The following is a 26,620-nucleotide window of genomic DNA, read 5'->3' as shown; positions in this document are numbered from 1 at the left end:
GAAGCCCTTTGCACGCCTGAGAAAACCGATGAAGGAGCACAACCATGAGCTACGCACACACCATCACCGTCGGCCTGCCCTACCCCGAAGCGGTAACCCGGACCCGTGAAGCCCTTGCCGGGCAGGGGTTCGGCGTGTTGTCCGAAATCGATGTCCGCGCCACCTTCGAGGCCAAGCTCGGGTCCGACGCCGGGCAGACCCTGGGCGACTACCTCATCCTGGGCGTCTGCAACCCGGCCCTGGCGCAGAAAGCCCTCGCCGCGGACCCGGACATGGGATTGCTGCTGCCCTGCAACGTCGTCATGAGGCGCGGTCCGGACACCGGCACTACTATCATCCAGACCATCGACCCGCAGACCATGGTGCAACTCAGCGATGCCCCGGCCGTCGCCGAAGTCGCCTCGGACGCCGACCGCAGGCTCCTCGCAGCCCTGAAGGAACTAGTAAATGCCTGATACGGGCCAACCCGCCGAGGAGAGTGGGACCGTGGTTGGGTCCGCCCGGTCAGCGTGGCCCGGCGGGCATTCTGGCCCTCACTACCGGCCGGCGAGGCGACCCTCGCCGCAGGAAGTCGGAGTATCGCCGAAAGTGGTGCCGGGAACTTTGGCCCTTGCGGTGCCAATCGCACGGGGGACACACTGAGGGCATTATTGTGAAGAACCTGGTGGAGGGCGGTGCTCATGGGCGGCGATGAGGTGTTCAGGATCGTGGTGGGGGTGGACGGTTCTGCCCCATCGCGCCTCGCGCTGGAATGGGCGGTCGCTGAGGCGCGGCTGCGCCACGGCGATGTAAAGGCCGTGACTGCCTGGCAGTTCCCGCCCGTGACGGTCGGGATGGAAGGCCTGGTCCATGACCCGGAGATCTTTCCTCAGGCCGCCCGCCGTCTTCAGGACGAGGCCTTGAGGCGGGTGGACTGCGGGGACGTGAATGTGAGCGGTGATGTTGTCCAGGGTAGCGCGGCCGGCGTGCTCCTGAAGGCGGCCGGGAACGCCGACCTGGTGGTGGTGGGTTCCCGCGGCCTCGGGGGATTTACCGGGTTGCTGCTCGGCTCTGTGTCCACGCAGGTCGTTCATCATTCGACTTGCCCGGTGCTCGTTGTCCGGTCGCGCACCGGTGATGAGGCATGAGCAACCCAGTGACCAGTCGGTGGCCTCGCACTGCCGGGAAGCAGTGACCGTGACAGCTGACCATTCCTCCCACCTTCATCCGGCCGCCAGCACCAGTCACGGAGAGGCGGTTCCGACAGGGCGCACCTTTAGGGGCAGGCTCCACGCACTGTGGCACACTCTCGTCGGCACGGTCGGCCTGATCATGGGGCTCCTGCCGCACGTCCTGCATCACATCGGGCTTCTCGCCGGGACCGCGCTGGTCGCGGGATCCGGCGGCACCATACTGTTCGGGGCACTGGGGCTTTTGGCGTCCATTCCCATGCTGGTCCGTCTTTACCGGCGTTTCGGGAGCTGGATGGCCCCGGCGCTTGGACTACTGGTCTTCGTCGCCATGTTCTCGCTGTCCGCGTTCGTCATTGGCCCGGCCATCAGCGGTACCGGAGGGGATGTGAACCCCGGCCCGGTACCCACGGTGAACCATACCGGTGACCACACCGCCGGCCACTGACACACAGCAGATAAGCCAAAGCGCAGGGAGGCCCGGGAAGCCGGGCCCCCCTTGGCCGTAACCGTTGGAAGGCTACTTCAGTCCGGCGAGGGCATAGCCGGAAGACCGGACTGCCTCAGCCAGAGCCTCCTGGTCGGCAGTGCCCGTGACGATCAGCCGGGACGTGCCGCCCGGGACGAGATCGACTGTTACGGCTTGGACCCCTGATACGCCGGACACAGCCTTCTCAACGGTCTGGACGCAATGTCCACAGGTCAACCCGTCCACGCCGTACTGCGCGCCGGAATCCTGGACCTCCGGCTTTTCCATTACCGAGGCCTTTGCCTGCGTGTCGGCGGCAGGGGAGCAGCAGCTGCAACCGTGCTGTGCAGTGGAGGCGAGGGGGAGCTGGGTTCGTGATTCGGTGGTTCCGCACATGTCAGTTTTCCTTCGAGAGGGTGAATGCAAAGGGGGACTGTTGGGGATGAACGGCTGTAACGGCCTTGGGCCTGGACAAACCACGTCACTGACAACACAAGAAATATACCCCATGGGGGTATAAAATACAAGCGTTCTTAGAGCTCTCGGTCCACCCATGGTGCACCCTCGGCCGCCGGGACGTTGGGCCCTATGCCGCCCGCGCCAGTGGGTTGAGAATCAGAGTATGAGCAGTGTTCCTGATCCGCGCCTTGCGCAAGCACCGCGGCCGTCCCGCGGCCCATATCAGCCCTGGACGCAGACCCTGCTGATAGTGCTCATCGCTGCAGCGGCGGTCTACCTCATCACCAACCACTGGCTCCACGTTCTGGATGCACTGCCGTATCTGGGTGTGGTGCTAGTGATGAGCTTTTGTATGTTCGGGCATGGAAGCCACGGCGGACACGGCGACTCCCGCCATCAGGGGCACGGCGGGCAGGAAGCTCGGGGAGGGCCTGCCCGCCCAGGGCCCGGGGAAGCTGGCGGGCATGTCCACTGACTACGGCTATGACCTGTGGTGGCTGGTGATCCTCAATTCGGCCGTGTTCATTATCTTCGCCTTCAGTTTCGTCCGGCCCAGGACGAAACTGGACTGGCGGGCGTTGGGTGGTTTTTCGGCGTTTATCGTGGCGCTATTTACCGAGATGTACGGGTTTCCGCTGACGATTTATCTACTCTCGGGATGGCTGGGAAACAGCGTTCCCGGGCTGGACCTCCTGAATCACAACTCCGGTCACTTGTGGCAGGACCTCACTGGCTGGCAAGGGGATCCGCATCTGAGCCCCCTGCACCTTCTGAGCAACGTGCTGATCGCCGCAGGCTTCATCCTGCTCTACCTTTCCTGGCAGGTGCTGTTCGCCGCGCAGCGGGATCACCGGCTGGCAACCACGGGCCCTTACGCCAGGGTGCGGCATCCGCAGTACGTGGGGTTCCTGATCATCATGGCCGGGTTTCTGCTGCAGTGGCCCACGTTGCTGACACTGGTGATGTTCCCGGTCCTGGTCATCGTGTACCTGCGCCTTGCCCGGCAGGAGGAACGGGTGATGGTCGCCGAGTTTGGCGAAACCTACGCAGCGTACCGCCGGCAGGTTCCCGGATTCGTCCCCCGTTTCGGTCGCCAGTCAACGGACGCGGGGCACAAGCTGCAGAAGGGCCCGTGATGGAGCGGCGGCCGGGTATTGATGGGGAGGCCGGGTTGCCGCCATGCTGTTCCTGGCGGTAAAGAACCTGGTTCAGGAAAAGACCCGGCTGCTGATCAGCGTCGGCGGGGTCGCGTTCAGCGTGCTGCTGATCATGAGCATCCAGGGCCTCTACCAGGGCTGGAGCAACAAGATCGGCGAATACATCCGCACCGTCCCGGCTGACTACTGGATCACCCAGACCGGCGCGACGGACATGTTCCACACCCCGTCCGTGCTGCCCCTGACCGTCAGGGATTTCCTTACCGGTGTTCCCGGGGTCGCCAGCGCCAAACCGTTCAGCGGCCGCCGCGTCGCGTTCGCACACAACGGCAAGGACATCAACCTTTACGTCATCGCCGACGACACGGAGAATAACGTCGGGGCCCCCGCGCGGGTGGTCGAAGGCAAAGCAGTCCCCGAGAGCGGCGAGATCATCATCGACCGGGTGGTCGGGCGCAGCCAGGACATTCGGATCGGGGACACCATCCCTGTCGCGGGCAGGGAGCTGAAAGTGGCCGGCTATTCCGAGGGCGGATACATCCTCAGTTTTTCATTCGCATTCGCGACGAAAGAGGACGCCGAGAGCATCCTCCAGCTGCCCGGAGCGACCAATTTCTTCCTCGTAACGGTCCAGGACGGCACCGACGCCGGGGCCGTCGCGTCCCGGATCGAAGCCAACCCGGCGGTGGATGCCATCACCAAGGACAGGTTCGTGGAGAACAACACGAACATCGTCCGGGACACCTTCCTGCCCATCATCCTGGTCCTGCTGCTGATCGGGATCGCCGTCGGCATGACCGTCATCGGCTTGACCATCTTCACCTCGACCATCGAAAAAGCCCGCGAATACGGCGTCCTGAAGGCCATCGGAGTGAGCAACCGCCAGCTCTACACCGTCGTGGTGGAACAGGCCGTCACCGCCGCCGTGCTCGGATACCTCCTAGGGGCGGGTCTGGCACTTGCCACCAGCGCCGCTGCGGGAAGCCTCGTCCCGGAGTTCATCACGGAAATCCGCTGGCTCGATGCGGCCTGGATTTTCGCCGTCACCCTGGGCATGGCGGTGGTGTCCTCGCTGTTGCCGGTCCGCCGGTTGGCCCGCATCGACCCGGCAGAAGTGTTCCGGGCATGAGCGTCGTCTCCGTCCGGGACGTGTCCAAGACCTTCGGGTCCGGGCACACCGCCGTGACTGCCGTGGACCACGTATCCCTGTCTGTCGACGCCGGGGACATCGTGCTCGTCATGGGCCCGTCCGGGTCCGGAAAAACAACCCTGCTGTCCATGACCGGCACCCTCATGTCCCCCACGACGGGGCGGATCCTGATCTCCGGGCAGGACACCTCCGCGCTGGACCCGGCACAGCTGTCCCGGTTGCGGCTGCGCGAATTCGGTTTCGTCTTCCAGACCTTTAACCTGCTCTCGGCACTGACCGCGGAGGAAAACGTCATGCTGCCTTTGCTCACGGCAGGAGTGCCCCGGAAACATGCCCGGGCCAAGGCGCGGGCGGCGCTGGAACAGCTCCAGCTCGGGCACCGTCTGAGGAACCTTCCCCGGGATCTTTCCGGTGGGGAAAAGCAACGCGTGGCCATCGCCCGGTCCCTGGCGAATGATCCCCGGTTGATCCTCGCCGACGAGCCCACCGCCAATCTGGATGCGAAGACCGGCCAGGACGTGACCCTGCTGCTGTGTGAAACGGCGTGCCGGGAAAACAGGGCCGTCATCATCGTCAGCCATGACCAGCGGCTGCGGACCGCGGCCAAACGGGTCATCACCATCGAGGACGGACGGCTCACAGCGGAAGAACCCGGGGAACACGACCGGAACTGCCGCATGCACCCGGAAGCGGCACCGGCATGAAGATGACCGACGAAGAACTGCTCGCAGCCCTTGCCGACCCTGGCGAAGACGCTGCCCGGATGCAGCGGATTGCCACGGAGATAGGCTCCGGATTCCGGCTTCTTTCGGGCCGGCTCGGCAAAGCAGTCGCTGTCTTCGGATCCGCACGCCCTGGGCTGGAGGATCCCCGCTACGCGGCCGCCCGCATGCTGGGCTCCCGCCTCGCCGACGCCGGTTTTGCGGTCATCACCGGCGGAGGCCCCGGGTTGATGGAGGCTGCCAACCGCGGCGCGGTTGAAGCCGGAGGCACCACTGTTGGTCTGGGCATCGAACTCCCGCATGAACAGGCACTGAACCCCTACCTGGATGTGTCCATGTCTTTCCGGTACTTCTTCGCCCGCAAGCTCATGTTCATCCGCTACGCCTCGGCATTCATCGTCCTTCCCGGGGGCTTCGGCACCCTTGACGAACTCTTTGAAGCCCTCACACTCGTTCAGACCGGAAAGATCCACGAGTTCCCCGTGGTCCTGATTGGAACCGAGCACTGGTCAGGGCTCATGGCCTGGATCCGGGACCGCCTCCAGGATCAGGGCTTTATCGAATCGGATGACATCCAGCTGCTGCGGGTGACCGATGACATCGACGAAGCGATCGAGCTGATCCAGCAGTGCCATTTGCGTCAGCTCGCGCTCTGATCCGGAGGACGGACGATGAGAGGCCCGGGCGACGGACCTGTGCGGAGAAAGCTCCCGGCAAGAAAGCGCCCGGACGCCGGCCGCGACGCGGTCCATGTCGCCAAGGCCGGGGAGGCAGCATGGTCCGGATGCGTCCTGCAGGCCAAGCCTGGAAGACCGGGACAGTCCCGGCAAGGCGCAGGAAAGCATTCCTTCCCGGGAAACGTCCACGCCGGGGCCGGTACTCGGCATCCAGACTGGTTTTGGCATCGCTCAGGCTTGTGCTCCGAGGATCCTGCAGTAGGACCGGCCAGGACAAGGGGACTAAAGACTCTGACGGCCGAAGTTGGCGGGAACGAGAGTGGACATCAGGGCAATGAGCCCAGGTGGCAGGGAGGAAAGCAGTGATGATGTTTTGGGACGGGAACATGGGCGTCTGGGGGTACATCCTGATGGGCGTGAGCTTTATACTCTTCTGGGGCGCCATCATCACAGGCATCATCCTTCTGGCCCGTTTCACGGGAGCCGGGAACCGCCGGCGTGAAGATGACGGGCCCCGTGCAGGCGTCGCAGAGAATCTGCTCGCAGAACGTTTCGCCCGCGGTGAAATCGACGAGAGCGAATACACAAACCGCCTCACAGTGCTCCGCCGCGGCGGCGGAGCATAACCGCCTCTGGACGCCTCTGCGGAAGGGCACACCATGCCTGTTGATCTGAGTCCCTCACACGGACCCGGTTACCAACCGGCGCAGGCCTGGCAACCGCGACCGGATGCACCCGGGGCCCCGGCAGGGAACCGCTAGGCAACACGATGGACCTCCGGCTCATCTCCCGCGTGCTGTTCCTCCGCGCCGCGTGGCGGAGACGGGACCACTGGGACGCCGCCAGGATCACCGCCCACCAGGACCACGCACTGCAAGAGCTGCGCCGTGCCGCCTACGCCGGCTCGGAGTTCTACCGGCGCCATCACGCCGGCCTGCACGATGCCCCCCTGGACCAGCTCCCGTCCGTGACCAAAGCCGACCTGATGGACCACTTCGACGAGGCCGTCACGACACCGGACCTGAGGCTGGCAGACCTGGAAAAGCATCTGCGGTCCCTGACGCAAAGCGGCGGAGACCCCGGGGTTCCGTGGCAGGGCAGGTGGTGGGCAGCCGCGACGGCCGGCACCACCGGCCGGCGCGGAACCTTCATCTGGAACCGTAAAGAATGGGGCATCATCCTGGCGTCCTACGCCCGGGCAAACGACTGGGCCGGGATCTCCGCCGGACTCACCCGTCCCCTGAAAATGGCATTGGTGAGCTCCCGCGTCCCCACGCACCAGTCGGCCGTGGTCGGTGCCTCGTTGCGCTCCCGGCTCGTCCCCACCCTCCGCCTGGACGTAACGGCACCCATGGACGAGACAGTGGCCGCGCTGAACCGGTTCCAGCCCAGGGTCCTCGTCGGCTACGCCTCAGCACTGAAACCGCTGGCGGCAGAGCAGCGTGCCGGACGCCTGCACATCTCGCCCCAGGGCGTGATGTCCGCCTCCGAAGTACTTACCCCGCACACCGCCTCGGAACTGGAGGGCGCCTGGGGAGGCGCCCCCTTCGATGTCTACGCCGCCACCGAAACGGCCGGTATCGCCTCTCCCTGCATGTATCGGAACCGGCACGTCTACGAGGACCTGCTGATCATCGAAGCCGTGGACCAGAACGGAAACCCCGTGCCGCCGGGAACAACCGGGGTAAAGCTCCTCGTCACTGTCCTGTTCTCCCGCACCCTTCCACTGATCCGCTACGAAATGTCCGACACCATCAGACTGGGCGGCCGGGGCTGCCCCTGTGGGCGCTCCTTCGCCGTTCTGGAGGATATCGAAGGGCGCATCGAAGACGTCCTGCAGCTCCCAGGCCAAGCAGGCCATGTGAACATCCATCCGATCCTGTTCCACCACGTTCTCGATCAGACGGCTGCTTCGGGGTGGCAGGTCATTCAGGAGGCCTCCGGGCTCCGTGTCCTCATGGCGGGCCTCGCTCCCGGAGCCTCCATCCAAGGGGTTTCGACTGCCGTCACCGGCGCGCTCAAGGAAGCCGGTGTAGTAGACACCCCGGTGGACGTAAACGTCGTTGAACACATTGAACGAACCGCCTTGGGGAAAGCACCCTTCGTGCGAGGGTTGATGCGCCGGTGATGACAAGTCGGTCCTCCTGAAGGAAACCCCTCAGACACCGCCGGCGCGGTCAAGAGCAGGGGGCTGACCATTCCGTCACGCCATCCGGGAGCGAGGCAGGGGAGCGCCTGGGCCGTGGGCCGGACATCCCGTCAGAGATGTGGATGCGCCGAACCGGGCGCTGGCGCTGTTTGGCCCACAGCGACCGCGGGCTACTGGTGGTCGATCAGCTCGGCAGCCGATGCCTCGTCGGGTCCGCCGAAGTCCGCCGCTGTGCTTTTCTATTTCGGTGTCTCCGCGCTCATCATCATGAGCAGCGGCGGTTTCGCCGGGGTGATAATAAGGATGATCAGACGCCGTCGCACGCCCTGACTTACGGCAGTTTCCGCCGAACAAGGGGATCATGCTGGAGTGTCGTCGGCTTTCGTACCGATACGATACGGCTTGGGAGCGCCTGCCATCCGGCCACGGGATCAGGATTCGGGCGAAGCATGGGCATGTTCCTAGATCCTTGAGAGCGGGAGGGCAAAGATGCAGGTCTGGCCGGGAGCCGCCTATCCATTGGGCGCAACTTTTGACGGCAGAGGCACCAACTTCGCCCTGTTCACCGAATCCGCAACGGCGGTGACATTGTGCCTTGTGGAGGACTCCCGCGTCGAGGTTCGCGTGCCGCTGACCGAGGTCGATGGATACATCTGGCACGGCTACCTGCCCGGGATTGCTCCGGGTCAGCGCTACGGATACCGTGTGGTCGGCCCGTACAAGCCCTCCGCCGGACACCGCTTTAATCCCAATAAGTTCCTGCTCGATCCTTATGCCAAGACGGTGGAAGGCAGCATTGAATGGGGGCAGGCGCTTTTTTCGTACAGTCTGGAGGACCCCCGGCGGCGCGATGACTCGGATTCTTTCCCTGGAATGATGTCCGCAGTGGTCATCGACCCTACCTTCGACTGGCAGGACGACCGGCCGCCCAAAACCCCCTACCACGACACCGTGATTTACGAGGCCCACGTCAAAGGGCTCACCATGCTGCACCCCGACGTCCCTGAACAGCTGCGGGGAACATACGCGGGCCTGGGTCATCCCTCAATCGTGGCCCACCTGCAGAAACTCGGCGTCACGGCCGTCGAACTGATGCCGGTGCAGCAGTTCATTCACGACGGCCAGCTCCGGGAGCGGGGGCTAAGCAATTACTGGGGATACAGCACTGTCGGTTTCTTCGCCCCGCACAACGCCTACGCATCGGCACCTGACGCCGTCAGTGCGGTCACGGAATTCAAGACAATGGTCCGGACTCTCCACAAGGCCGGGATCGAAGTTATCCTGGATGTCGTTTACAACCACACAGGGGAGGGGAACCATCTCGGTCCCACCATCTCCTTCCGGGGCATCGACAATGCCTCATATTATCGGCTCGACGAATTCCGGCCGGAGTTTTATGTGGACTACACGGGCACCGGAAACTCCCTGAATGTCCGTACCCCGCATGTTCTGCAGCTCATCATGGATTCCCTGCGGTACTGGGTAACGGAAATGCACGTGGACGGATTCCGATTTGATCTTGCCGCTGCCTTGGCCCGCCAATTTTACGAGGTGGACAGGCTCTCGGGTTTCTTTGATCTCGTCCAGCAGGACCCCATCGTCTCCCAGGTCAAACTCATTGCTGAACCCTGGGATCTGGGACCCGGCGGATACCAGGTGGGTAATTTCCCGCCCGGCTGGAGTGAATGGAACGGCAAATACAGGGACACCATCCGGGACTTCTGGCGCGGGGAACCGTCCACCCTTGGTGAGTTCGCATCCCGGTTGACCGGCTCATCTGATCTTTACGAACATTCCGGTCGCCGCCCCATGGCCTCGATCAATTTCCTCACCGCCCATGACGGCTTCACGCTGGCTGACCTCGTGGCATACAACCGCAAACACAACGAGGCCAATGGAGAGAGTAACGCGGACGGCGAAAGCAACAACAGGTCCTGGAACGGCGGAGTTGAGGGCGCCACTGACGACCCGGCCATCCTGCGGCTCCGATCCAGGCGGCAGCGCAGCCTCATCGCAACGCTCCTGCTGTCCCAGGGAATTCCCATGATTCTGCATGGCGATGAACTGGGGCGGACCCAGCATGGCAATAACAATGCCTATGCCCAGGACTCCGAACTGAGCTGGGTCAACTGGGAAAGTGCGGACAATGACCTTCTGGACTTTACCGCGGCTGTCAGCCGGTTGCGGGCCGCTCATCCCACGTTTCACCGCCGCCGGTTCTTTAGCGGGCGGCCGGTCCAACAACCGGATGGAGGCCAAGTACCCGACGTTGTCTGGCTGAAGCCCTATGGCACGCCGATGGAACCTGTGGACTGGACCCAGGGGACGGAACTGGCGCTGGGGATGTACCTGAACGGCAGCGGCATCCGCTGCTCGGATCTCACCGGCAGCCAGATGACCGACTCAGATTTCATCCTCTGCTTCAATGCCGGTGCCGAGCCCCGGAAGTTCACCTTGCCGCCGAACCGGTATGCTCCCCGCTGGGAACTGGCTCTCGACACCTCCATGGAAGTGACAGCAACTGGCGCAATCGCCGGTGGGGCCCTCGAGGTTCCTTCACACACTCTCCTCGTCCTCCGGGAACCGGGCACGGTGGTGCATGCCGAAGATCACAACGATGAACCGCTTCTTTTGTGACAAGGCCTTGCCGTTCCCCTCACCCGGCTCGATAGGATCACTGCAGAGGGTGAAACTAACCAGCATGATTCGCGATTGACACGGGGGTGGGGAAGCGTGCGTTATTCCATGCGATTGCATGAGCGTTCTTCCAGCCTGGCCGCAATCACCGCGGTCCTCTCGTTCCTCCTCGCCATAACGGGATTTCTGGACCTACCGACGACGTCTGCCCAAGTGACCGGACCGGGCGCTATTTCGCACGCCATCGCGTTGTCCGGGGAAGATTCCGACTTTGTCGGCAACCGTCCCGCCCCTTCCGCTGAAACCGGTGTGGCTGCCGATAGTGACCAGGTGGGACACCCCCTCCCGTCCCGGAGCAAACACTGCCCGCTGAACCTGGGCTTGTCGGTAGCGTGCCCTGATGTGCTGTCTTCAGCGGTCGCTCCCTCATCTGTCCCGGAAGAGCCCGGCAGCGCCTATGCCGGTGGTACGCGGGAACAGCCGGCAGGGGCGATTCCCGAGGTTCCCGGGGCACCCCTCCATCCTGTATCGCTCATCCGGCTTTCCATCAGCCGCGTTTAGGAGACGTCTGCCCTCCACCGGACCTTGATCCGGGGGCATCGACGGCCCGCCGCTGCGTCCCTGAGCGCGTTTGTACGCGAGCGACGCCCCTAGGCCGTCCTTCGGGCGAACCTCATGTCCAAGCCCGGCCACTGCCGCCGGTGGCGCTCTGCCTGCCAGCCGTGAGAGCGGCAGCCAGATACACATCTTCAAAGAACGAGCCCAGAGAGGAATTTCTGTAATGAGTAGTAGGACACAAACCGTCGTCATGGAGGTGGCAGGAGTCCACTGGGCCTCGTCCAAGAGCATCGCTGAAGCCACGCTCTCCCGCCGGCCAGGGGTACTCAGCGTGGAAGCAAATCCGGTCTCTCAGACCGCGAATGTCACGTTCGACCCGGACAAAACCTCCGTCGCCGACCTCCGGAGCTGGGTGCAGGACTGCGGCTACCACTGTTCGGGCCAGTCAGTGCCGGAGCACATCTGTGATCCGATGCACGAAACCGGTTCCGCCCCGTCGGCACATGCCGGGCACGGTACAGTCGACCACCACGCCTCTGCCCATGAAGGGCACACCGCAGCTCCCCCTGAATCGCACGCCGCCCACGAAGCTCATACCGGACAAGAAGCGCACGCAGGCCACCCTGAGCAGACAACCCTAGATGCCCAGGACGTGATGGGTCACGGGGGTCACGGCGGCCACGGCATGTCGATGGAAGCGATGATCCGGGACATGCGCAACCGCTTCCTGATCGCACTGCTCCTTTCCGCGCCCATCACGCTGTGGTCGCCCATCGGACGCAAGGTCATCGGGTTCGAAGTCCCGGCCCCGTTCGAATTACGGGACGATGTCTTTGCCTTGATCCTGTCCCTGCCGGTAATTTTTTACTCGGCCTGGATTTTCTTCGACGGCGCTTACCGGGCGCTGAAGGCCAGGACACTGGACATGATGGTGCTGGTCGCTGTTGGCGTGGGGGCGGGCTGGCTCTACAGCCTTATTGTCACCCTGACCGGCGGTGGTGACGTCTTCTACGAAGCAGCCACCGTCCTGGCCACCTTCGTGCTGCTTGGGCATTGGTTCGAGATGCGGGCTAGGGGCGGTGCTAACGATGCCATCCGCACACTGCTGGAGCTGGCGCCGTCCAAGGCCCTGGTGATCAGAAACGGTGAACCCGTGGAGGTAGCGACTTCTGAGGTCCTGCCCGGTGATTTGATGCTGGTGCGCCCGGGGGCGAAAGTTCCCACGGACGGCATGGTCGAAGACGGCGAATCCGACATTGACGAGTCCATGGTCACCGGTGAAAGCCTGCCCGTGGCCAAGTCCCCGGGCTCGGAGGTGATCGGGGCCACCGTCAACACGACGGGGACATTGCGTGTCCGCGCCACCAAGGTCGGCGCAGACACAGCCCTGGCGCAGATTGTCGCACTCGTGCAGGAAGCCCAGAACTCCAAAGCCCCCGGTCAACGTCTTGCAGACCGGGCCGCGTTCTGGCTGGTCCTGGTTGCCCTGATCGGCGGGTCCGCCACCTTTCTGGCCTGGTGGCTGGCCGGAGCAACCGTTCCTCAGGCGATCCTCTTTGCCATCACGGTTGTTGTCATCACCTGCCCTGATGCCCTGGGTCTGGCAACCCCGACGGCGATCATGGTCGGCACCGGCCTTGGCGCCAAGCGCGGCGTCCTGTTCAAGAACGCCACAGCGCTGGAAACGGCAGCACGCATCGACACCGTTGTGATGGACAAGACCGGAACCCTGACCAAGGGTGAACCCGAAGTCACCGACTTCATTGCCCATGAATTCGATGAGGCTGAACTGCTGGCCCTCGTGGCCGCCGTTGAACGCGAATCCGAACACCCCCTCGCCGGCGCCGTCGTCAACTACGCCGTCGGTCGGGGCGTTCCGTCAGCAAACGCCGAAGCATTCCGGAACGTCCCGGGCCACGGTGCCGGCGCCACGGTAAACGGGCGTAAGGTCTTCGTCGGGAACCGGAAGCTGATGGTGTCCGAGGGCATTGATATCGGGCCGGTAGCCGACCAGCGCGAGGCCCTCGCTTCGACCGGCCGCACGGCAGTTCTGGTGGCCGTGGACGGCAGGGCCGCCGGCATCATCGCACTGGCTGATGCCGCCCGTGAGACCGCCGCCTCCGCGGTGGCGGCCCTGCACGAAAGCGGTGTGGAAGTCGTCATGCTCACGGGAGACAACGAGGCCACCGCGAAGCGGATTGCTGCCCAGCTGGGCATCGACACGGTCATCGCCGAGGTTCTTCCCGAGGACAAGTCCGCGAAGGTGGCCCAATTGCAGAAAGCCGGGAAGCGGGTCGCCATGGTCGGTGACGGCGTCAACGATGCCCCCGCACTGGCCCAGGCCGATCTAGGCATCGCCATCGGAGCCGGGACCGACGTGGCCATCGAAACCGCCGACGTGGTCCTGATGCGCTCGGACCCGCTGGATGTTCCCATCGCCCTGCGCATCGGAAAAGGCACGTTGCGCAAGATGCGGCAAAACCTGGGCTGGGCCATCGGCTACAACGTCCTCGCCCTGCCGATCGCCGCCGGCGTCTTCTACCCTGCGTTTGGTCTCATGCTCAGCCCGGAAATCGCTGCGATCTCCATGTCCGGCTCCAGCATCATTGTCGCCGTCAACGCCCTGCTCCTCAAGCGCCTGCGCCTTCCGGAGCCCGGCGAGGCCACCGGCCGCGCGCTCAAGACTGAACCTGCCCCGGAACCAAGCGGTGTTCGCTAAAGGCCGTCCCCTCGGCCCCGACCCAAGTACTCGCTCAGACAGACAGGATCTGCCATGACAGACCATCAACAGCCGAAAGCTCCGGTAGCCGTTCTCAGCCCGGACCGGCTGGACCGCATCCATGCCTGGTGGCGGGCCGCAAACTACCTCTCCGTCGGACAGATCTACCTCTTGGACAACCCGCTGCTGCGCGAACCGCTGCGCCCCGAGCACATCAAGCCGCGGCTGCTGGGGCACTGGGGCACCACCCCCGGCCTGAATTTCATTTACGCCCACCTGAACCGGGCCATCATGGACCGGGACCTGGACATGATCTACATCATGGGCCCCGGGCACGGCGGACCGGGCCCGGTGGCGTCGGCCTGGCTGGAAGGCACCTACAGCGAAACGTACCCGGATATTTCCCGGGACCTGGCAGGGATGAAGCGGCTGTTCCGCCAGTTCTCTTTTCCCGGCGGCATCCCCAGCCATGTGGCCCCGGAGACACCGGGGTCCATCCACGAGGGCGGGGAACTCGGATACGCGCTCTCGCACGCCTACGGCGCAGCGTTCGATAACCCGGACCTCATCGTGGCGGCAGTCATCGGTGACGGGGAAGCAGAGACGGGCCCGCTGGCCGCGAGCTGGCACTCGAACAAGTTCGTGAACCCGGCACGGGACGGCACTGTCCTGCCGATCCTGCACCTGAACGGTTACAAAATCGCCAACCCCACCGTCCTGGACCGGATCAGCCACGACGAACTGGACTCGCTGCTGCGCGGATACGGCCACACACCGTATTACGTGGAAGGCTCGGATCCGGAACAAATGCATCAGGACTTCGCCCGGACCCTGGACGCCTGCCTGAACGAGATTCTTGAGATTAAGCGCGCCGCCCGGGAGGACGGCCGGACGGAACGGCCCCGCTGGCCCATGATCGTCCTGCGCTCTCCCAAGGGCTGGACAGGCCCGGCGGAAGTGGACGGGCTGAAGGTCGAGGGAAGCTGGCGTTCGCACCAGGTGCCCTTCACCCAGGCCCGCGAAAACGACAGCCATCGTGCCGTCCTGGAGCAGTGGCTGCGCAGTTACCGCCCCGAGGAGCTCTTCGACGACGCGGGTGCTCCGGTGGCGGCGGTCGGCGGGTTGCACCCGGTGGGGGAGCGGCGCATGAGCGCAAACCCGCACGCCAACGGAGGGCTGCTGCTTCGCGACCTGCGCATGCCAGACTTCGCCGACTATGCCGTACCCGTGGCCCACCCCGGCACCGGGGCGGTGGAATCCACCCGGGTCCTGGGCACGTTCCTGCGGGACATCATGGCAGCGAACATGGACAATTTCCGGGTCTTCGCCCCGGACGAAAACAACTCCAACCGGCTCGGCGCCATATTCGACGCGACCGAGCGGGCCTGGAATGCCCGGACTGTTCCCGAGGATGACCATCTCGCCCGCGACGGGCGGGTTATGGAAATCCTTTCCGAACACACCTGCCAGGGCTGGCTGGAAGGTTACCTGCTCTCGGGCCGGCATGGGTTCTTTTCCTGCTACGAGGCGTTTATCCACATCGTCGACTCGATGTTCAACCAGCACGCCAAGTGGCTGACCACGACCAACGACATCCCGTGGCGCCGGCCTGTCGCTTCCCTGAACTACCTGCTGACCTCCCATGTGTGGCGGCAGGACAACAACGGGTTCTCGCACCAGGACCCCGGGTTCATTGACCATGTGATCAACAAGAAGACCGACGTCATCCGCGTCTACCTGCCACCGGACGCCAACACTCTCCTGTCCGTGGCAGACCACTGCCTGCGCAGCCACCAGTACGTCAACGTCATTGTCGCCGGCAAGCAGCCCCAACTGCAGTACCTTGACATGCATCAGGCGATCGTGCACTGCACCAAAGGCATCGGCATCTGGGACTGGGCGAGTTCGGACGCGGACGGGGAACCCGACGTCGTCATGGGCTGCGCTGGGGACGTGCCAACGATGGAAACCCTCGCCGCCGTCGACATCCTCCGTGGCCGGTTCCCGGATCTGAAGATCCGCGTGGTCAACGTTGTTGACCTCATGCGTTTGCAGGATGACACGGAACATCCCCATGGCCTCACCGGTCGGGACTTCGATGCCTTGTTCACCACCGACAAACCGGTGATCTTCGCCTACCACGGCTACCCATGGCTGATCCACCGGCTCACGTACCGCCGGACGAACCACGACAACATCCATGTCCGCGGCTACAAGGAGGAGGGCACCACCACGACCCCGTTCGATATGTGCGTGCTCAACCAACTCGACCGGTTCAACCTGGCCATCGACGTCATCGACCGGGTGCCCAGGCTAAAAGACGTTTCGGCGCACGTGCGCGAGGAACTCAAGAACAGGCTCATCGAGCACCGTCAGTACATCCGCACCCATGGTGAAGACATGCCGGAAGTCCGGAACTGGGAGTGGACGTCCGCGCCGGGCCCCGTGACCAGCCACGCTGATGAAGTAGCGGAACCGGAATAGCATGACGCAGGTCCACTCGGGCGGCCGCCCGCGCCCCTCCACTGCATCCGGACATGGCCCGGCATTGCCGTATCAGGCGGTGCTGTTCGACATGGACGGGGTTGTTACCCAGACCGCCGTCATCCACGCGGCGGCCTGGAAGCAGCTCTTCGACTCCGTTCTTCAGGACCCCAGGCTCACCGGGAGCCCCAGGAGGGATCCGTTCGACGAGAATACGGACTACAGGCAGTATGTCGACGGCCGGCAGCGCGAGGACGGAGTCACTGCCTTCCTCGCCTCCCGCGGCGCCGGGCTGCCGGCCGGCAGCCCGGCCGACGGGCCCGACGTCTGGTCCGTCCATGGGCTCGGCGCCCGCAAAAACGACCTGTTCCTCCAGGCCGTGACGCGCGATGGCGTCCAGGCCTACCCTGGAACCACGGCCCTGCTGGCCCGCCTGCGTGCCGCAGGCATCCCCGTGGGCCTGGTCACCGCCAGCCGAAACGCCCGGGCCTTGTTGGCCGCTGCCGGCGTTGACACCGCATTCGACGTCATCATCGACGGAGAAGTCGTTGCCGGACAGGGCCTGCCCTGCAAACCCGACCCCGCCATGTTCCTCGAGGCGCTGCGCCGGCTTGGCGTGGCACCGCACCACGCAGCGGTTATCGAGGATGCCGCCGCCGGTGTCCAGGCAGGACGCCGCGGCGGCTTCGGACTGGTCGTCGGCATCGACCGCGCCGGGCATCGGGAACAGCTGGAACTCGCCGGCGCTGACATTGTCCTCGGCGATGTCTCTGAGCTTGATCTGGGGGCTTCACGCACCGATCCGTGGGCGCTGGTCTACGAAGGGTTCGACCCTGCCCACGAAGGCCACCGGGAAGCGTTGACCGCTCTTGGCAACGGGTACATGGCAACACGCGGCACCCGGCCGGAACGCGCTGACGACGGCGTCCACTATCCCGGGACCTATCTGGCCGGCGTCTATAACCGGACGACAAGCACCATCCACGGCCGCGAGCTGGAAGAAGAGCATCTGGTCAACGTCCCCAACTGGCTGCCCTTGGATGTACGCATCGGCGACGGGCCGTGGTGGTCCACCGGGGATATTCAGGTCAGCGATGAGCGAAGCGAGCTCGACCTGCGGCGGGGCCTGTTGATTCGCCACGCAACCCTGAATGGCCCGCACGGGGAAAGACTTACCGTCGAGCAGCGTCGGCTGGTCTCCATGCACGATCCCCATCTGGCGGCACTGGAGACTACTCTGACAGCCCACGGTTTTAACGGGACCGTGGGCATCCGGGAAGGAATAGATGCCCTGGTGGCCAACACGAATGTCCGCGACTATGCCGGCACCGGGCAACGGCACCTGACCGATCCTGAATTCACGGAAACGGACAGCAGCACCGTCCTGTGCGCCGTCCAGACCAGCCAGAGCAGGATACGCATCGCCCTGGCCGTCCGGACGGTGTTCGACGGCACGGCAACACCCCGGGACGCCGGGAGCGACGGCGGACGCTACCAGCGACAGTTCGACCTGCGACTGACCGACGGAGAACCCGCGACCATAACCAGGACCGCGTCGCTGGCAACCTCCCGCGACGGAGCCATTTCCTCGCCCGAGGCCGCGGCCCTGACAGCGCTTTCCCGCGCTGACGGCGGCTTCACCGCACTGCTCAAAGACCACGAAGCGGCCTGGCGGCGACTGTGGGAGCTGTTCGGAACCAGCGTCGACGGCGACCGGCAGTCCCGGCTGGTTCTCAACCTGCATGTGTTCCACCTGCTGCAGACCATCTCGGTGCATACTGCAGCCCTCGATGCCGGCGTGCCTGCCCGTGGCCTGCACGGGGAAGGGTACCGCGGGCACGTCTTCTGGGACGAACTGTTCGTCTTCCCCGTGATCGGCCTCCGGCTCCCGGACGTCAGCCGGGCCCTGCTGGAGTACCGCTGGCGCCGACTGGATGCTGCCCGTGACGCTGCACGCACCCAGGGACTCCGGGGGGCGCTCTTCCCCTGGCAGAGCGGCAGCGACGGTCGGGAGGAGACGCCCCGCCAGCTCTACAACGCCCGATCCGCCCGCTGGATGCCGGACAACTCCAGCCGCCAGCGGCACGTCGGACTCGCCGTAGCGTACAACGCGTGGCAGCATTTCCAGGCCACGGGGGACCGGGACTGGCTGGCTGCCCGCGGCGGGGAACTGATCATCGAAGTGACCAGGATGTTCGCCTCGCTGGCCGACTATGATCCGGCAGGGGACAGGTTCCACATTTCAGGGGTGATGGGACCTGACGAGTATCACGACGGGTACCCGGAGACGCCCGGGACCGGCCTGCGTGACAACGCGTACACCAATGTGCTGCTCTCCTGGCTGTGTGAACGCGCCGCCGATGTGCTGGCAGAACTCGCAGGCCATCCCGGCGATGACCTCACCGGACGGCTGCAGGTCACGGCGGAGGAGATCAGCCGCTGGTCCCGGCTCAGCCGCCGGCTCGCCGTGCCGTTCCATCCCGACGGAGTCCTCAGCCAGTTCGACGGTTATGAAGACCTGGCAGAGCTTGATTGGGGGCGGTATCGCACAAAATACGGCAATGTCGGGCGGCTCGATCTGATCCTCGAAGCCGAAAACGACGCCACCAACCGGTACAAACTCGCCAAGCAGGCCGACGTCCTGATGCTGATCTACCTGTTGGGGCCAGCGGGGGTGATCGGGCAGCTGCACCGGCTCGGCTATCCGTTCGCGGAGCCGGATCTGGAGCGCACCGTGGAGTACTACCTGGCCCGGACCGCCAACGGATCAACCCTCAGCCGGGTGGTGCACGCCTCGGTACTGGCACGGATTGACGAATCCCGGGCCTGGCAGGTCTTCCGTGAAGCCCTGGTCGCCGATCTGGACGACACTCAAGGTGGAACCACCCGGGAAGGGATCCATCTCGGCGCGATGTCCGGGACCGTCGACATCATCAGCAGGGCTTTCGCCGGCCTTCAGACAGAGGCCCACGCGCTAACCTTTTCTCCCCGGCTCCCGGCCCGGCTGGGAAGTGCCGGGTTCCAGGTCCTCTACAGGGGCCACCGCATCGATGTGTCCCTGAACGCGGAAACGCTGCGGGTTCATCTGCAGCCCTGCAGCGCACCCCCTGTGCGGATAGGCGTCGAAGGACTCTATCAACAGCTCTCCGGCGGGGATGAAATGGACTTCCCCTGGCACCGAAGAAAACAGGAACCCTCGGGGCTGAGAACCGCCGTCGACAAAACACCGCAACCGCAAGTGGGAAGGCATACCAATGAATAAGACCAAAGTGGCCGTCAACGGATACGGAGTCATCGGCAAACGGGTAGCCGACGCCGTCCAGCTGCAGCCGGACATGGAATTGATCGGCGTCGCCGACATCATCACCGACTGGCGGATCCGCTCAGCCGCGGGACGCTTTCCCCTGTTCGCAGCCACCGCCGAAGCCCGGGACGCCATGGGCCAGGCAGGCCTGAGTATTTCCGGAGGCCTGGATGATCTGCTGGCCCAAGCGGACGTCGTCGTCGATGCGACCCCCAAACATGTGGCGGCCGGCAACCTGCCCCGCTACCGGGCGGCAGGGGTGAAAGTCATCCTGCAGGGCGGTGAATCCCACGACACCACAGGGCATTCTTTCGTAGCGCAGGCCAACTACGACAGCGCACTGGGCCGGGACATGACCCGTGTCGTCTCCTGCAACACGACCAGCATCGTCAGGGTACTCGGGGCCCTACGGGATGCAGGCCTGCTGGCCAAGGCCCGCGGAGTCCTCATCCGCCGGGCCACCGACCCCTGGGAATCACATCTTGGCGGGATCATGAACACCATGGTCCCGGAACCGAAAATTCCTTCCCACCAGGGCCCGGACGCCCGGACCGTCCTGCCCGATCTGGACGTCGTCACGATCGCAGCCAAGGGCGCCCACACCCAGACCCATAACCATTACTGGACACTCCAGCTCACCCGGGCCGCCAGCCGGGAGGAGGTACTCGCTGCGCTTCGTGCCGCACCCCGGATAGCCTTCATCCGGATGGCTGACGGACTGGTCGCGCTGAACTCGACCATCGAACTGATGAAGGATCTTGGCCGGCCCCGCGGAGACATGTGGGAAGTCGCTGTCTGGGAGGAACTGGTCACCGTCGACGGGGATGAGGCCTACCTGACGTACCAGGTCTACAACGAGGCCATCGTCGTACCCGAAACCATCGACGCCATCCGCGCCCTGACCGGATCCGCCCCGGACGCAGTGACATCGATGACGATGACCGATTCAACGCTGGGCATGAGGCAGGACTTCCTCGCCGAACATCTGCCCGTCATGCCGGGAGGCCAGCCATGAACCACGACCACCAACATCCGGCCAGCGGCCAGCCCGGGACGCCGCCTCCCGTGCAGCCCGTTCAGGACCGCAGGGCCCTGTATGTGCGTGGCGGGCTGACTGTCCTGATCATCATCGCCGTGTTCTACCTGCTGACCAATCACTGGCTGCACGTGCTGGACGCACTGCCCTACGTGTTCGTGGTGGGGATGATGGCGATGCACCTGTTCGGCCACGGAGGCCACGGCGGACACGGCGGACACGGAGGCAGCCCCGACGGAACTGCAGGACGGAGTTCGGGCAATGTCAACTGACTTCGGGTACAACCTGTGGTTCCTGGTAATTCTGAACTCCGCAATATTCATTATTTTCGCGTTCAGCTTCGTCAAACCCAAGACGAAACTCGACTGGCGGGCTTTCGGCGGCTTCGCCGCGTTCATCGTTGCGCTGTTCACTGAGATGTACGGCTTCCCGCTGACCATCTACTTCCTCTCCGGCTGGCTGGGCAGCCAGTTCCCGAATCTGAACCTCCTGACCCATAACTCAGGCCATCTCTGGCAGGACCTCATGGGGTGGCAGTGGGACCCCCATCTGAATCCCCTGCACCTGCTGAGCAACGTGCTCATAGCAGCCGGTTTCATCCTGCTTTACCGCGCGTGGCAGGTTCTTTATGCCGCCCAACGGGAGCACCGGCTGGCGGTCACTGGTATCTATGCCCGCCTCCGCCACCCGCAGTACCTGGGGTTCCTGACCATCATGTTTGGTTTCCTGCTCCAATGGCCGACCCTCCTGACCCTGATCATGTTCCCGATTCTGGTAGTTGTTTACCATCGGCTCGCCCGCCGGGAGGAAAAAACAATGGTGGCCGAATTCGGCGAGGAATATCTCGCCTACGCCCGCCTGGTTCCAGGTTTCATCCCCCGGTCGAACAAGAACAAAGGCGTACCGCGTACTCAGGGCGGCACTGACCAACCTCAGTAGCCATGGCTGAGGCTTGCGGGGACCCGGCCAGGCGCACTCAATGCAGGAATCATCCATCTTGGGAGCCATCCATGCGAACGAAACCCGGATCTGGAAGGTCCGGCGAGCACGGCACGCGGCATTCAGTGTCATGGCCGCTCCGTGCCGCAAGAACATGCGCAGCTGTCCTTCTGGCCTGCTTCTTCCTCGTCGGAGGAATTGTCGCGGCCCCCCTGGCATCCGCCCATGAGGGAGACCCTTCCTCAGAGGGGTATCTATTGGTTCAACAGGCGCTGGGGCACCTCGTCCACGATCCGGGCAACATCGGCCCCGCCCTGGAGAAAATCGACGCGGCCCTCGCCGCGCCGGACCAGGACGGGGTATCCGTGGCTGAACTCGAGCAGGCCAAGGCCGCCCTCCAGACGGGAAATTCAACCCAGGGACGTGTCCTGCTGCAGGAGTCCATATCGGTGGCCCTCAGCACGTTGAGGCCCGCGACCGGCGAGGAGACCGGGACAACAGTTCTCCTTGACCCGCTCCCGCCCCGGAGTGGCCTGACCGGCGCGGACTGGGGGATTCTGACTGTTTCCATGCTGGCGGTTCTCACGGGGCTGGTGCTGGCATACATGTTCCGCCCGGCCGAAAACGTCCATGAGCTCCGGTTGCTGCTGGCCTGGAAGCACAGACGCCAGGAGGTGCCACCAAAACATGAGCGGTCACGGCGAAAGGAGCGGTGAATCTGACATGAACGATGAGACGGCCCGCATCGGCGGCCAAACCCCGGCACAGGCCCCGCGCCCTGGTCGCGCCCGGCGCCTGATGGATGTGATCGACGAACGCCTCGGCATCGGCGCCCTGGGGTACGCCGTCCCCGAACACGCCAACTCCCTGGCCTGGAGCCTGGGGGGTGTGACGGCAGCAGCCTTCGGAATCCTGGTGCTGAGCGGCATTCTGCTGGTCCAGTTCTACAGCCCCACACCGGAAACGGCTAACCAATCGGTCCGCGGCATCGTCAACGACGTCTGGGGCGGAAGCGTTCTGAGGGGGGTGCACTTTTGGGCCTCCCAGGCGATGTATGTCACCGCGGCCCTGCACCTGATCAGGGTCTTCGTTACTGGCTCATTCAAACGCCCGCGCGAAGGAAACTGGCTTATCGGCGTCGCACTTTTCGCACTAATCACCCTCGCCCTGTTCACGGGAACGGTCCTGAAGTGGGATCAAGAGGGCTTTGAAGCGCTGGGCCACAACGTTGAGATCGGGAATCTGCTCGGCGGGGCCGGGTTCTGGTTTTCCGCCGAGTTCGCCAATCAAGTCTCAATCCTCTGCGGATCTACGGCGCGCACGTGGTGATCCTTCCAGGGACCATCCTCGTCCTCATGACTCTGCACGGGCTCCTGGTAAAGCGCCACAAAATCTCTCCGCACCCTTCGCTTCCTGCCGATGTCTCGGGGGAACAGGCCGCGGCTGTGGAACCGACCGAACCCTTCACCCATCACCTGCGCCGCATCGGCGCGTTCGGTCTGGTGCTGGCCGGTGTGCTAGGGATCCTGGCGGTTTTCCTTCCACCTCCGGTGGGTGCGACACCGGTCGCCGGAATCGAAGTGACCAGGCCTCCATGGAATTTTTGGTGGCTCTACACACTGGAGGACTGGTTTGGTCTGCCCGCCATCCTTTTTGCTGAGATCGCGTTTTTCCTCTTCCTGGCCGCGGTTCCCTTTGTGGACCGGAGCCGGAACCGGCTGTGGCGACGACGCCCCGTTTCGATCGCCGCCGGTCTTCTGCTGTTGCTGAGCATCTTGACGCTCACACTTCTCATACTGGTCCTCCCAGTCAAAGAACATCTGGGGGCATAAGCATGCGCACGCCACCAACATTTCCTCTCGCGGGCCGACGGGCACGTCGGGCATTTTGGATGCTGGTCACTGCCGCGGTTTTGTCGGCAGGTTCATTGACGGGCGCTCTCGCTGCGGCCCCTGCCCCTGCCACTGGCTTATGGACGGCCGCCAGCGGAACCATCCTGGCCGTTTCGCTGAGCCTCGCTGTGCGCATTCTCAACTTCCAGGACCGGGCACGCGGTGCACCGGATCAGCCGCCCGAGAGGCTTTCTCCCGGCGCCGTTCAGGACAACTCATGAGCGCTGGCCGCCTTGTCGAACCAACAGCCTTAACCACTTGGCCAGATCTGCCTAATAAACAGGAAGAGGCTAAGCCGATGGCTGTGCCTGCCGAAAGATTCTCCGGTGTCCCGCCGATGAAGGAGCTGCTGTGCGCCTACCTCCGACAGTTGTAAGTGCCGGACAGGTCGGAGACCTCCGGCGACCCAACCCCATACGGATGCTGTGGATTACCTTTGCCTGGGGCTCGTGCTTTCTGGCGATCAGTATCGGTCTGAAGGACGCCCCGCTCCTGTGGTTTGCCGCGTTGCGTGCGCTCATAGCCGGCGCAGTGCTTCTCGCAGTTGCGGTATTCCGGCGGGAACCGACGCCGCGCGGGGCACGGACCTGGGCCCTGATAGCGGTGATGGGAATTGTCAATGTCACCCTGGCTTTCAGTGCCATGTTCGGCGGTCTGGCCGGTCTATCCACTGGAGCCGCCTCCGTCCTGGCCAATGCACAGCCCCTGCTCATAGTGCTTCCGGCCTGGTGGATATACAAGGAGCGCGTGTCGGCGCGAACGCTGGCAGCAATGGGGACAGGCTTCGCCGGGCTATTGGCAGTTGCCCTGCCCAGTGGGACTGGCACCGGTGCGTGGCTGTCAATCACGGCGGCTCTTGCGGTCACCGCCGGGACGTTGATTTCAAGGCAGGTGAAAGCCGATGTCCTGCAGGTGATTGCGTGGCATTTCCTGATCGGAGGCGCAATTCTTGCCGTCATCGCCGTGCTGACAGAGGGGGCGCCGGTCATCAACTGGGGTGTGCGCTTCATCGGCATTCTCCTGTACGTTTCCCTCGTGGGTACCGCTGCGGCCTTTCTCGGCTGGTTCACAGAAGTCCGGCAGTGCCGCCTGGACGCGGTCACGGCATGGACCTTCCTGGTTCCGGTCTTCGGCATCCTGTTGTCCATGGTTGTGTTGGGCGAACGCCAGAGCAGTTGGAGCTTGGTCGGCATGGGCCTGGTTATCGTGTCCATGGTCGTCCTTGTGCTGCCGCGAAGACGGGCCGCCCTGCAAAGGCGTGAAAACTTCCGTGCATAGTAGACCGCGGACACGGTGCATGGAATGGCAAGGCGTGCAGGAACACGCGGGACTTCCTTCCACTTCGAAGACTCCCAGATCACGCAGAAACCAGAACGGACAATGACAATCAACATACGTATGCACCGCTATCAGGAAATCAGCGAGCTTCTGGCCCGGCACGGGCTGGGCTTCCTCGTGGGTATCACTGGACTCGAGCGGTGGGTACCGTTCCATCAGGGGCTCATGGGCCATGAACGAAGGGCCGAGCCCTACACGAATCCGGAGCACTTGCGGTTGGCCTTCGAGGATTTGGGACCAACGTTCATCAAGCTCGGCCAACTCCTCTCCACCCGCTCTGACCTCTTGCCACCTCAGTATCAGTCGGAGCTGGCCAAACTCCAGGACGCCGCTCCGCCCGTGCCAGGCCCAAGGATCCGTCAGCTTATCCGCGACGAGCTCGGGGCCGAGCCGGAAGAGGTGTTTGCGGACTTCACCCTCGAACCCCTGGCGAGTGCGTCTATCGGCCAAGCCCATGCAGCAACTCTTCACGACGGAACACCCGTCGTGGTAAAAGTCCGGCGGCCCGACGTCATTCCCACGATCGAGGCGGACCTGGATATTCTGCAGAACCTCGCGGTCCAGATCAGCCGCCGGTGGGAAGCGGCGGCGGACTACAATCTCCCCGGCATAGCCGCGGAGTTTGCACAGACTCTGAGGGCAGAACTCGACTATCTGCAGGAAGGGCGGAATGCGGACCGATTCGCCCACAACTTTGCCGCCGATCCCGAAGTTCACATTCCGCGCGTTTTTTGGGAGACAACTACATCCCGGGTGCTGACGCTGGAGCGGATCGTGGGGATGAAAGTCAATGATCTCGCGGCCCTGGACCGCGCAGGGATCGACCGTGCTGCGCTGGCTGTCCGTTCCGCGGGCACAGCAGTTAAAATGGTCTTCGAAGACGGGTTTTTCCATGCCGATCCGCATCCAGGCAACCTGTTCATTGAATCTGACGGTCGCATAGGTCTCATCGACTTCGGCATGGTCGGCGAGGTCAACGATAAGCTGCGCGACCAACTCGGCGTTCTGCTGACCGCATTGACCCGCAGAGACCCGGACCGTGTCGGCTCCGCTTTGCTGAACCTTTCCGTAACCCGGCAGCCCGTGGACCGAAGCCGGCTGCGCTCGGACGTCACGCGGTTTATTGCCCTCTACGAAGGCCGCCAACTACGTCAGATCGAAATCCGGCCGCTGATCACCCAAGCGGTCGCGCTGATGCGCATGTACCATCTGCAGATGCCGCAGGAGCTGGCGAAGCTCCTGAAGATGATGATCATGGCCGAAGGCATCGGAGTTGAATTGGATCCCGGCTTTAATCTTGGCGTGGTGCTGGCGCCCTACGCGAGGAAGCTGATGTTCAGACGTTTTGCGCCGCACGCGTTGGCCACGCGCATGGCCGCAGCCGGTGTTGACGCAGCGGAACTGGCCGAGGACTTACCGGACTTACTTCGTCGAGTTGTGGATACCCTCGACACGGGCTTGGAAGTACATCTACGGGCTGCTGAGCTCGAACCCCTGGTCGGACGGGTGGAACGCATCGGCAACCGCCTGGTAGCAGGCATGATTGCTGCGGCGCTGATCGGAGGTGTCGGGGCGCTGACGGCGGGGGATAAGGAACGTTGGGGCAGTTGGGAGAGACCATTAATGCGCGCCGGGCTGGGCGCCGGCGGCGCGCTTGGCGCCTATCTGGTCTGGACTTCACGGCGCCCGGGGGGATCACCTCGATGACGAGTCAAGATTCCGCCCGCCAGACCGGATCCTGCTGCGCATCCTTACTCCTGG

24 protein-coding genes are annotated in these 26,620 nt (G+C 64.0%); 23 read left to right on the top strand and 1 reads right to left on the bottom strand.

The genetic code is table 11. The features are described from left to right. Window positions 1-44 precede the first annotated feature (44 nt). The 3 genes from QN084_RS01060 to QN084_RS01050 all read left to right on the top strand — a co-directional run bounded on the left by QN084_RS01060 (window position 45) and on the right by QN084_RS01050 (window position 1,617). Window positions 45-455 carry a DUF302 domain-containing protein gene (locus tag QN084_RS01060; RefSeq protein ID WP_069694916.1) on the top strand — a complete coding sequence of 137 codons (411 nt, stop codon included), beginning with the start codon at window positions 45-47 and terminating at the stop codon, window positions 453-455. A gap of 225 nt (window positions 456-680) precedes the next feature. Further along, window positions 681-1,127: a universal stress protein gene (locus QN084_RS01055; RefSeq protein WP_069694915.1), complete on the top strand. Its 447-nt coding sequence runs from the start codon at window positions 681-683 to the stop codon at window positions 1,125-1,127. Between the two features lie 49 nt (window positions 1,128-1,176). Further along, window positions 1,177-1,617 (top strand): hypothetical protein, encoded by a 441-nt coding sequence (locus QN084_RS01050; RefSeq protein WP_069695208.1) that lies wholly within the window; start codon window positions 1,177-1,179, stop codon window positions 1,615-1,617. 72 nt (window positions 1,618-1,689) lie between these two features. On the opposite strand, the gene QN084_RS01045 is transcribed toward QN084_RS01050, so the two are convergent. Continuing rightward, window positions 1,690-2,034 (bottom strand): heavy-metal-associated domain-containing protein, encoded by a 345-nt coding sequence (locus QN084_RS01045; RefSeq protein WP_069694914.1) that lies wholly within the window; start codon window positions 2,032-2,034, stop codon window positions 1,690-1,692. Between the two features lie 157 nt (window positions 2,035-2,191). Between QN084_RS01045 and QN084_RS23970 the strand changes: the two genes are divergently transcribed. The 20 genes from QN084_RS23970 to QN084_RS00950 all read left to right on the top strand — a co-directional run bounded on the left by QN084_RS23970 (window position 2,192) and on the right by QN084_RS00950 (window position 26,566). Further along, window positions 2,192-2,572: a DUF2933 domain-containing protein gene (locus tag QN084_RS23970; RefSeq protein WP_083261866.1), complete on the top strand. Its 381-nt coding sequence runs from the start codon at window positions 2,192-2,194 to the stop codon at window positions 2,570-2,572. Further along, entirely contained in the window at window positions 2,460-3,233 is a 774-nt protein-coding gene (locus tag QN084_RS01040; RefSeq protein ID WP_259362393.1) for a methyltransferase family protein, read from the top strand. Before QN084_RS23970 ends, QN084_RS01040 begins: the two co-directional genes overlap by 113 nt. 43 nt (window positions 3,234-3,276) lie before the next feature. Next, complete coding sequence (locus tag QN084_RS01035; RefSeq protein WP_069694913.1) at window positions 3,277-4,383, top strand: ABC transporter permease; 1,107 nt, start codon at window positions 3,277-3,279, stop codon at window positions 4,381-4,383. Beyond that, window positions 4,380-5,108 (top strand): ABC transporter ATP-binding protein, encoded by a 729-nt coding sequence (locus QN084_RS01030; protein ID WP_069694912.1) that lies wholly within the window; start codon window positions 4,380-4,382, stop codon window positions 5,106-5,108. Before QN084_RS01035 ends, QN084_RS01030 begins: the two co-directional genes overlap by 4 nt. Further along, window positions 5,105-5,782, top strand: a complete 678-nt coding sequence (locus QN084_RS01025; protein WP_069694911.1) for an LOG family protein — start codon at window positions 5,105-5,107, stop codon at window positions 5,780-5,782. The genes QN084_RS01030 and QN084_RS01025 overlap by 4 nt, the downstream gene beginning before the upstream one ends. Window positions 5,783-6,168: 386 nt before the next feature. Further along, window positions 6,169-6,429 carry an SHOCT domain-containing protein gene (locus QN084_RS01020; RefSeq protein ID WP_069694910.1) on the top strand — a complete coding sequence of 87 codons (261 nt, stop codon included), beginning with the start codon at window positions 6,169-6,171 and terminating at the stop codon, window positions 6,427-6,429. Window positions 6,430-6,572: 143 nt separating this feature from the next. Next, entirely contained in the window at window positions 6,573-7,931 is a 1,359-nt protein-coding gene (locus QN084_RS01015) for a phenylacetate--CoA ligase family protein (RefSeq protein WP_069694909.1), read from the top strand. Between the two features lie 510 nt (window positions 7,932-8,441). Then, window positions 8,442-10,589: a glycogen debranching protein GlgX gene (gene glgX / locus QN084_RS01010; protein WP_069694908.1), complete on the top strand. Its 2,148-nt coding sequence runs from the start codon at window positions 8,442-8,444 to the stop codon at window positions 10,587-10,589. A 108-nt stretch (window positions 10,590-10,697) separates the two neighbouring features. Beyond that, a complete protein-coding gene (locus tag QN084_RS01005) occupies window positions 10,698-11,150 on the top strand; it encodes a hypothetical protein (protein ID WP_069694907.1) in 453 nt (150 codons plus the stop codon). Window positions 11,151-11,370: 220 nt separating this feature from the next. After that, window positions 11,371-13,866, top strand: a complete 2,496-nt coding sequence (locus tag QN084_RS01000; protein ID WP_069694906.1) for a heavy metal translocating P-type ATPase — start codon at window positions 11,371-11,373, stop codon at window positions 13,864-13,866. A gap of 54 nt (window positions 13,867-13,920) precedes the next feature. Beyond that, window positions 13,921-16,350 carry a phosphoketolase family protein gene (locus QN084_RS00995; RefSeq protein ID WP_069694905.1) on the top strand — a complete coding sequence of 810 codons (2,430 nt, stop codon included), beginning with the start codon at window positions 13,921-13,923 and terminating at the stop codon, window positions 16,348-16,350. Between the two features lies 1 nt (window position 16,351). Then, window positions 16,352-19,612: a beta-phosphoglucomutase family hydrolase gene (locus QN084_RS00990; RefSeq protein WP_069694904.1), complete on the top strand. Its 3,261-nt coding sequence runs from the start codon at window positions 16,352-16,354 to the stop codon at window positions 19,610-19,612. Further along, on the top strand, window positions 19,605-20,669 hold the full coding sequence (locus QN084_RS00985) for a type II glyceraldehyde-3-phosphate dehydrogenase (protein ID WP_069694903.1): 1,065 nt from the start codon (window positions 19,605-19,607) through the stop codon (window positions 20,667-20,669). Before QN084_RS00990 ends, QN084_RS00985 begins: the two co-directional genes overlap by 8 nt. Beyond that, window positions 20,666-20,962, top strand: coding sequence for a DUF2933 domain-containing protein (locus QN084_RS00980; RefSeq protein ID WP_083261865.1), 297 nt, complete (start codon window positions 20,666-20,668; stop codon window positions 20,960-20,962). Before QN084_RS00985 ends, QN084_RS00980 begins: the two co-directional genes overlap by 4 nt. Beyond that, window positions 20,952-21,629, top strand: coding sequence for a methyltransferase family protein (locus QN084_RS00975; protein ID WP_069694902.1), 678 nt, complete (start codon window positions 20,952-20,954; stop codon window positions 21,627-21,629). The genes QN084_RS00980 and QN084_RS00975 overlap by 11 nt, the downstream gene beginning before the upstream one ends. A 257-nt stretch (window positions 21,630-21,886) precedes the next feature. After that, window positions 21,887-22,345 (top strand): hypothetical protein, encoded by a 459-nt coding sequence (locus tag QN084_RS00970; protein ID WP_069694901.1) that lies wholly within the window; start codon window positions 21,887-21,889, stop codon window positions 22,343-22,345. Between the two features lie 7 nt (window positions 22,346-22,352). After that, window positions 22,353-22,958: a cytochrome b N-terminal domain-containing protein gene (locus tag QN084_RS00965; protein WP_206599671.1), complete on the top strand. Its 606-nt coding sequence runs from the start codon at window positions 22,353-22,355 to the stop codon at window positions 22,956-22,958. 116 nt (window positions 22,959-23,074) lie between these two features. Continuing rightward, window positions 23,075-23,461: a hypothetical protein gene (locus tag QN084_RS00960; RefSeq protein WP_352231309.1), complete on the top strand. Its 387-nt coding sequence runs from the start codon at window positions 23,075-23,077 to the stop codon at window positions 23,459-23,461. Between the two features lie 480 nt (window positions 23,462-23,941). Then, window positions 23,942-24,799, top strand: a complete 858-nt coding sequence (locus tag QN084_RS00955; RefSeq protein WP_069694899.1) for a DMT family transporter — start codon at window positions 23,942-23,944, stop codon at window positions 24,797-24,799. 102 nt (window positions 24,800-24,901) lie between these two features. Beyond that, complete coding sequence (locus QN084_RS00950) at window positions 24,902-26,566, top strand: ABC1 kinase family protein (protein ID WP_069694898.1); 1,665 nt, start codon at window positions 24,902-24,904, stop codon at window positions 26,564-26,566. Window positions 26,567-26,620: the final 54 nt, after the last annotated feature.

Source organism: Paenarthrobacter sp. R1 (assembly GCF_030264015.1).
GTDB lineage: Bacteria > Actinomycetota > Actinomycetes > Actinomycetales > Micrococcaceae > Arthrobacter > Arthrobacter ureafaciens.
Note: the sequence above shows the minus strand (reverse complement) of the source record. Positions and strands in the feature narration are given on the sequence as shown.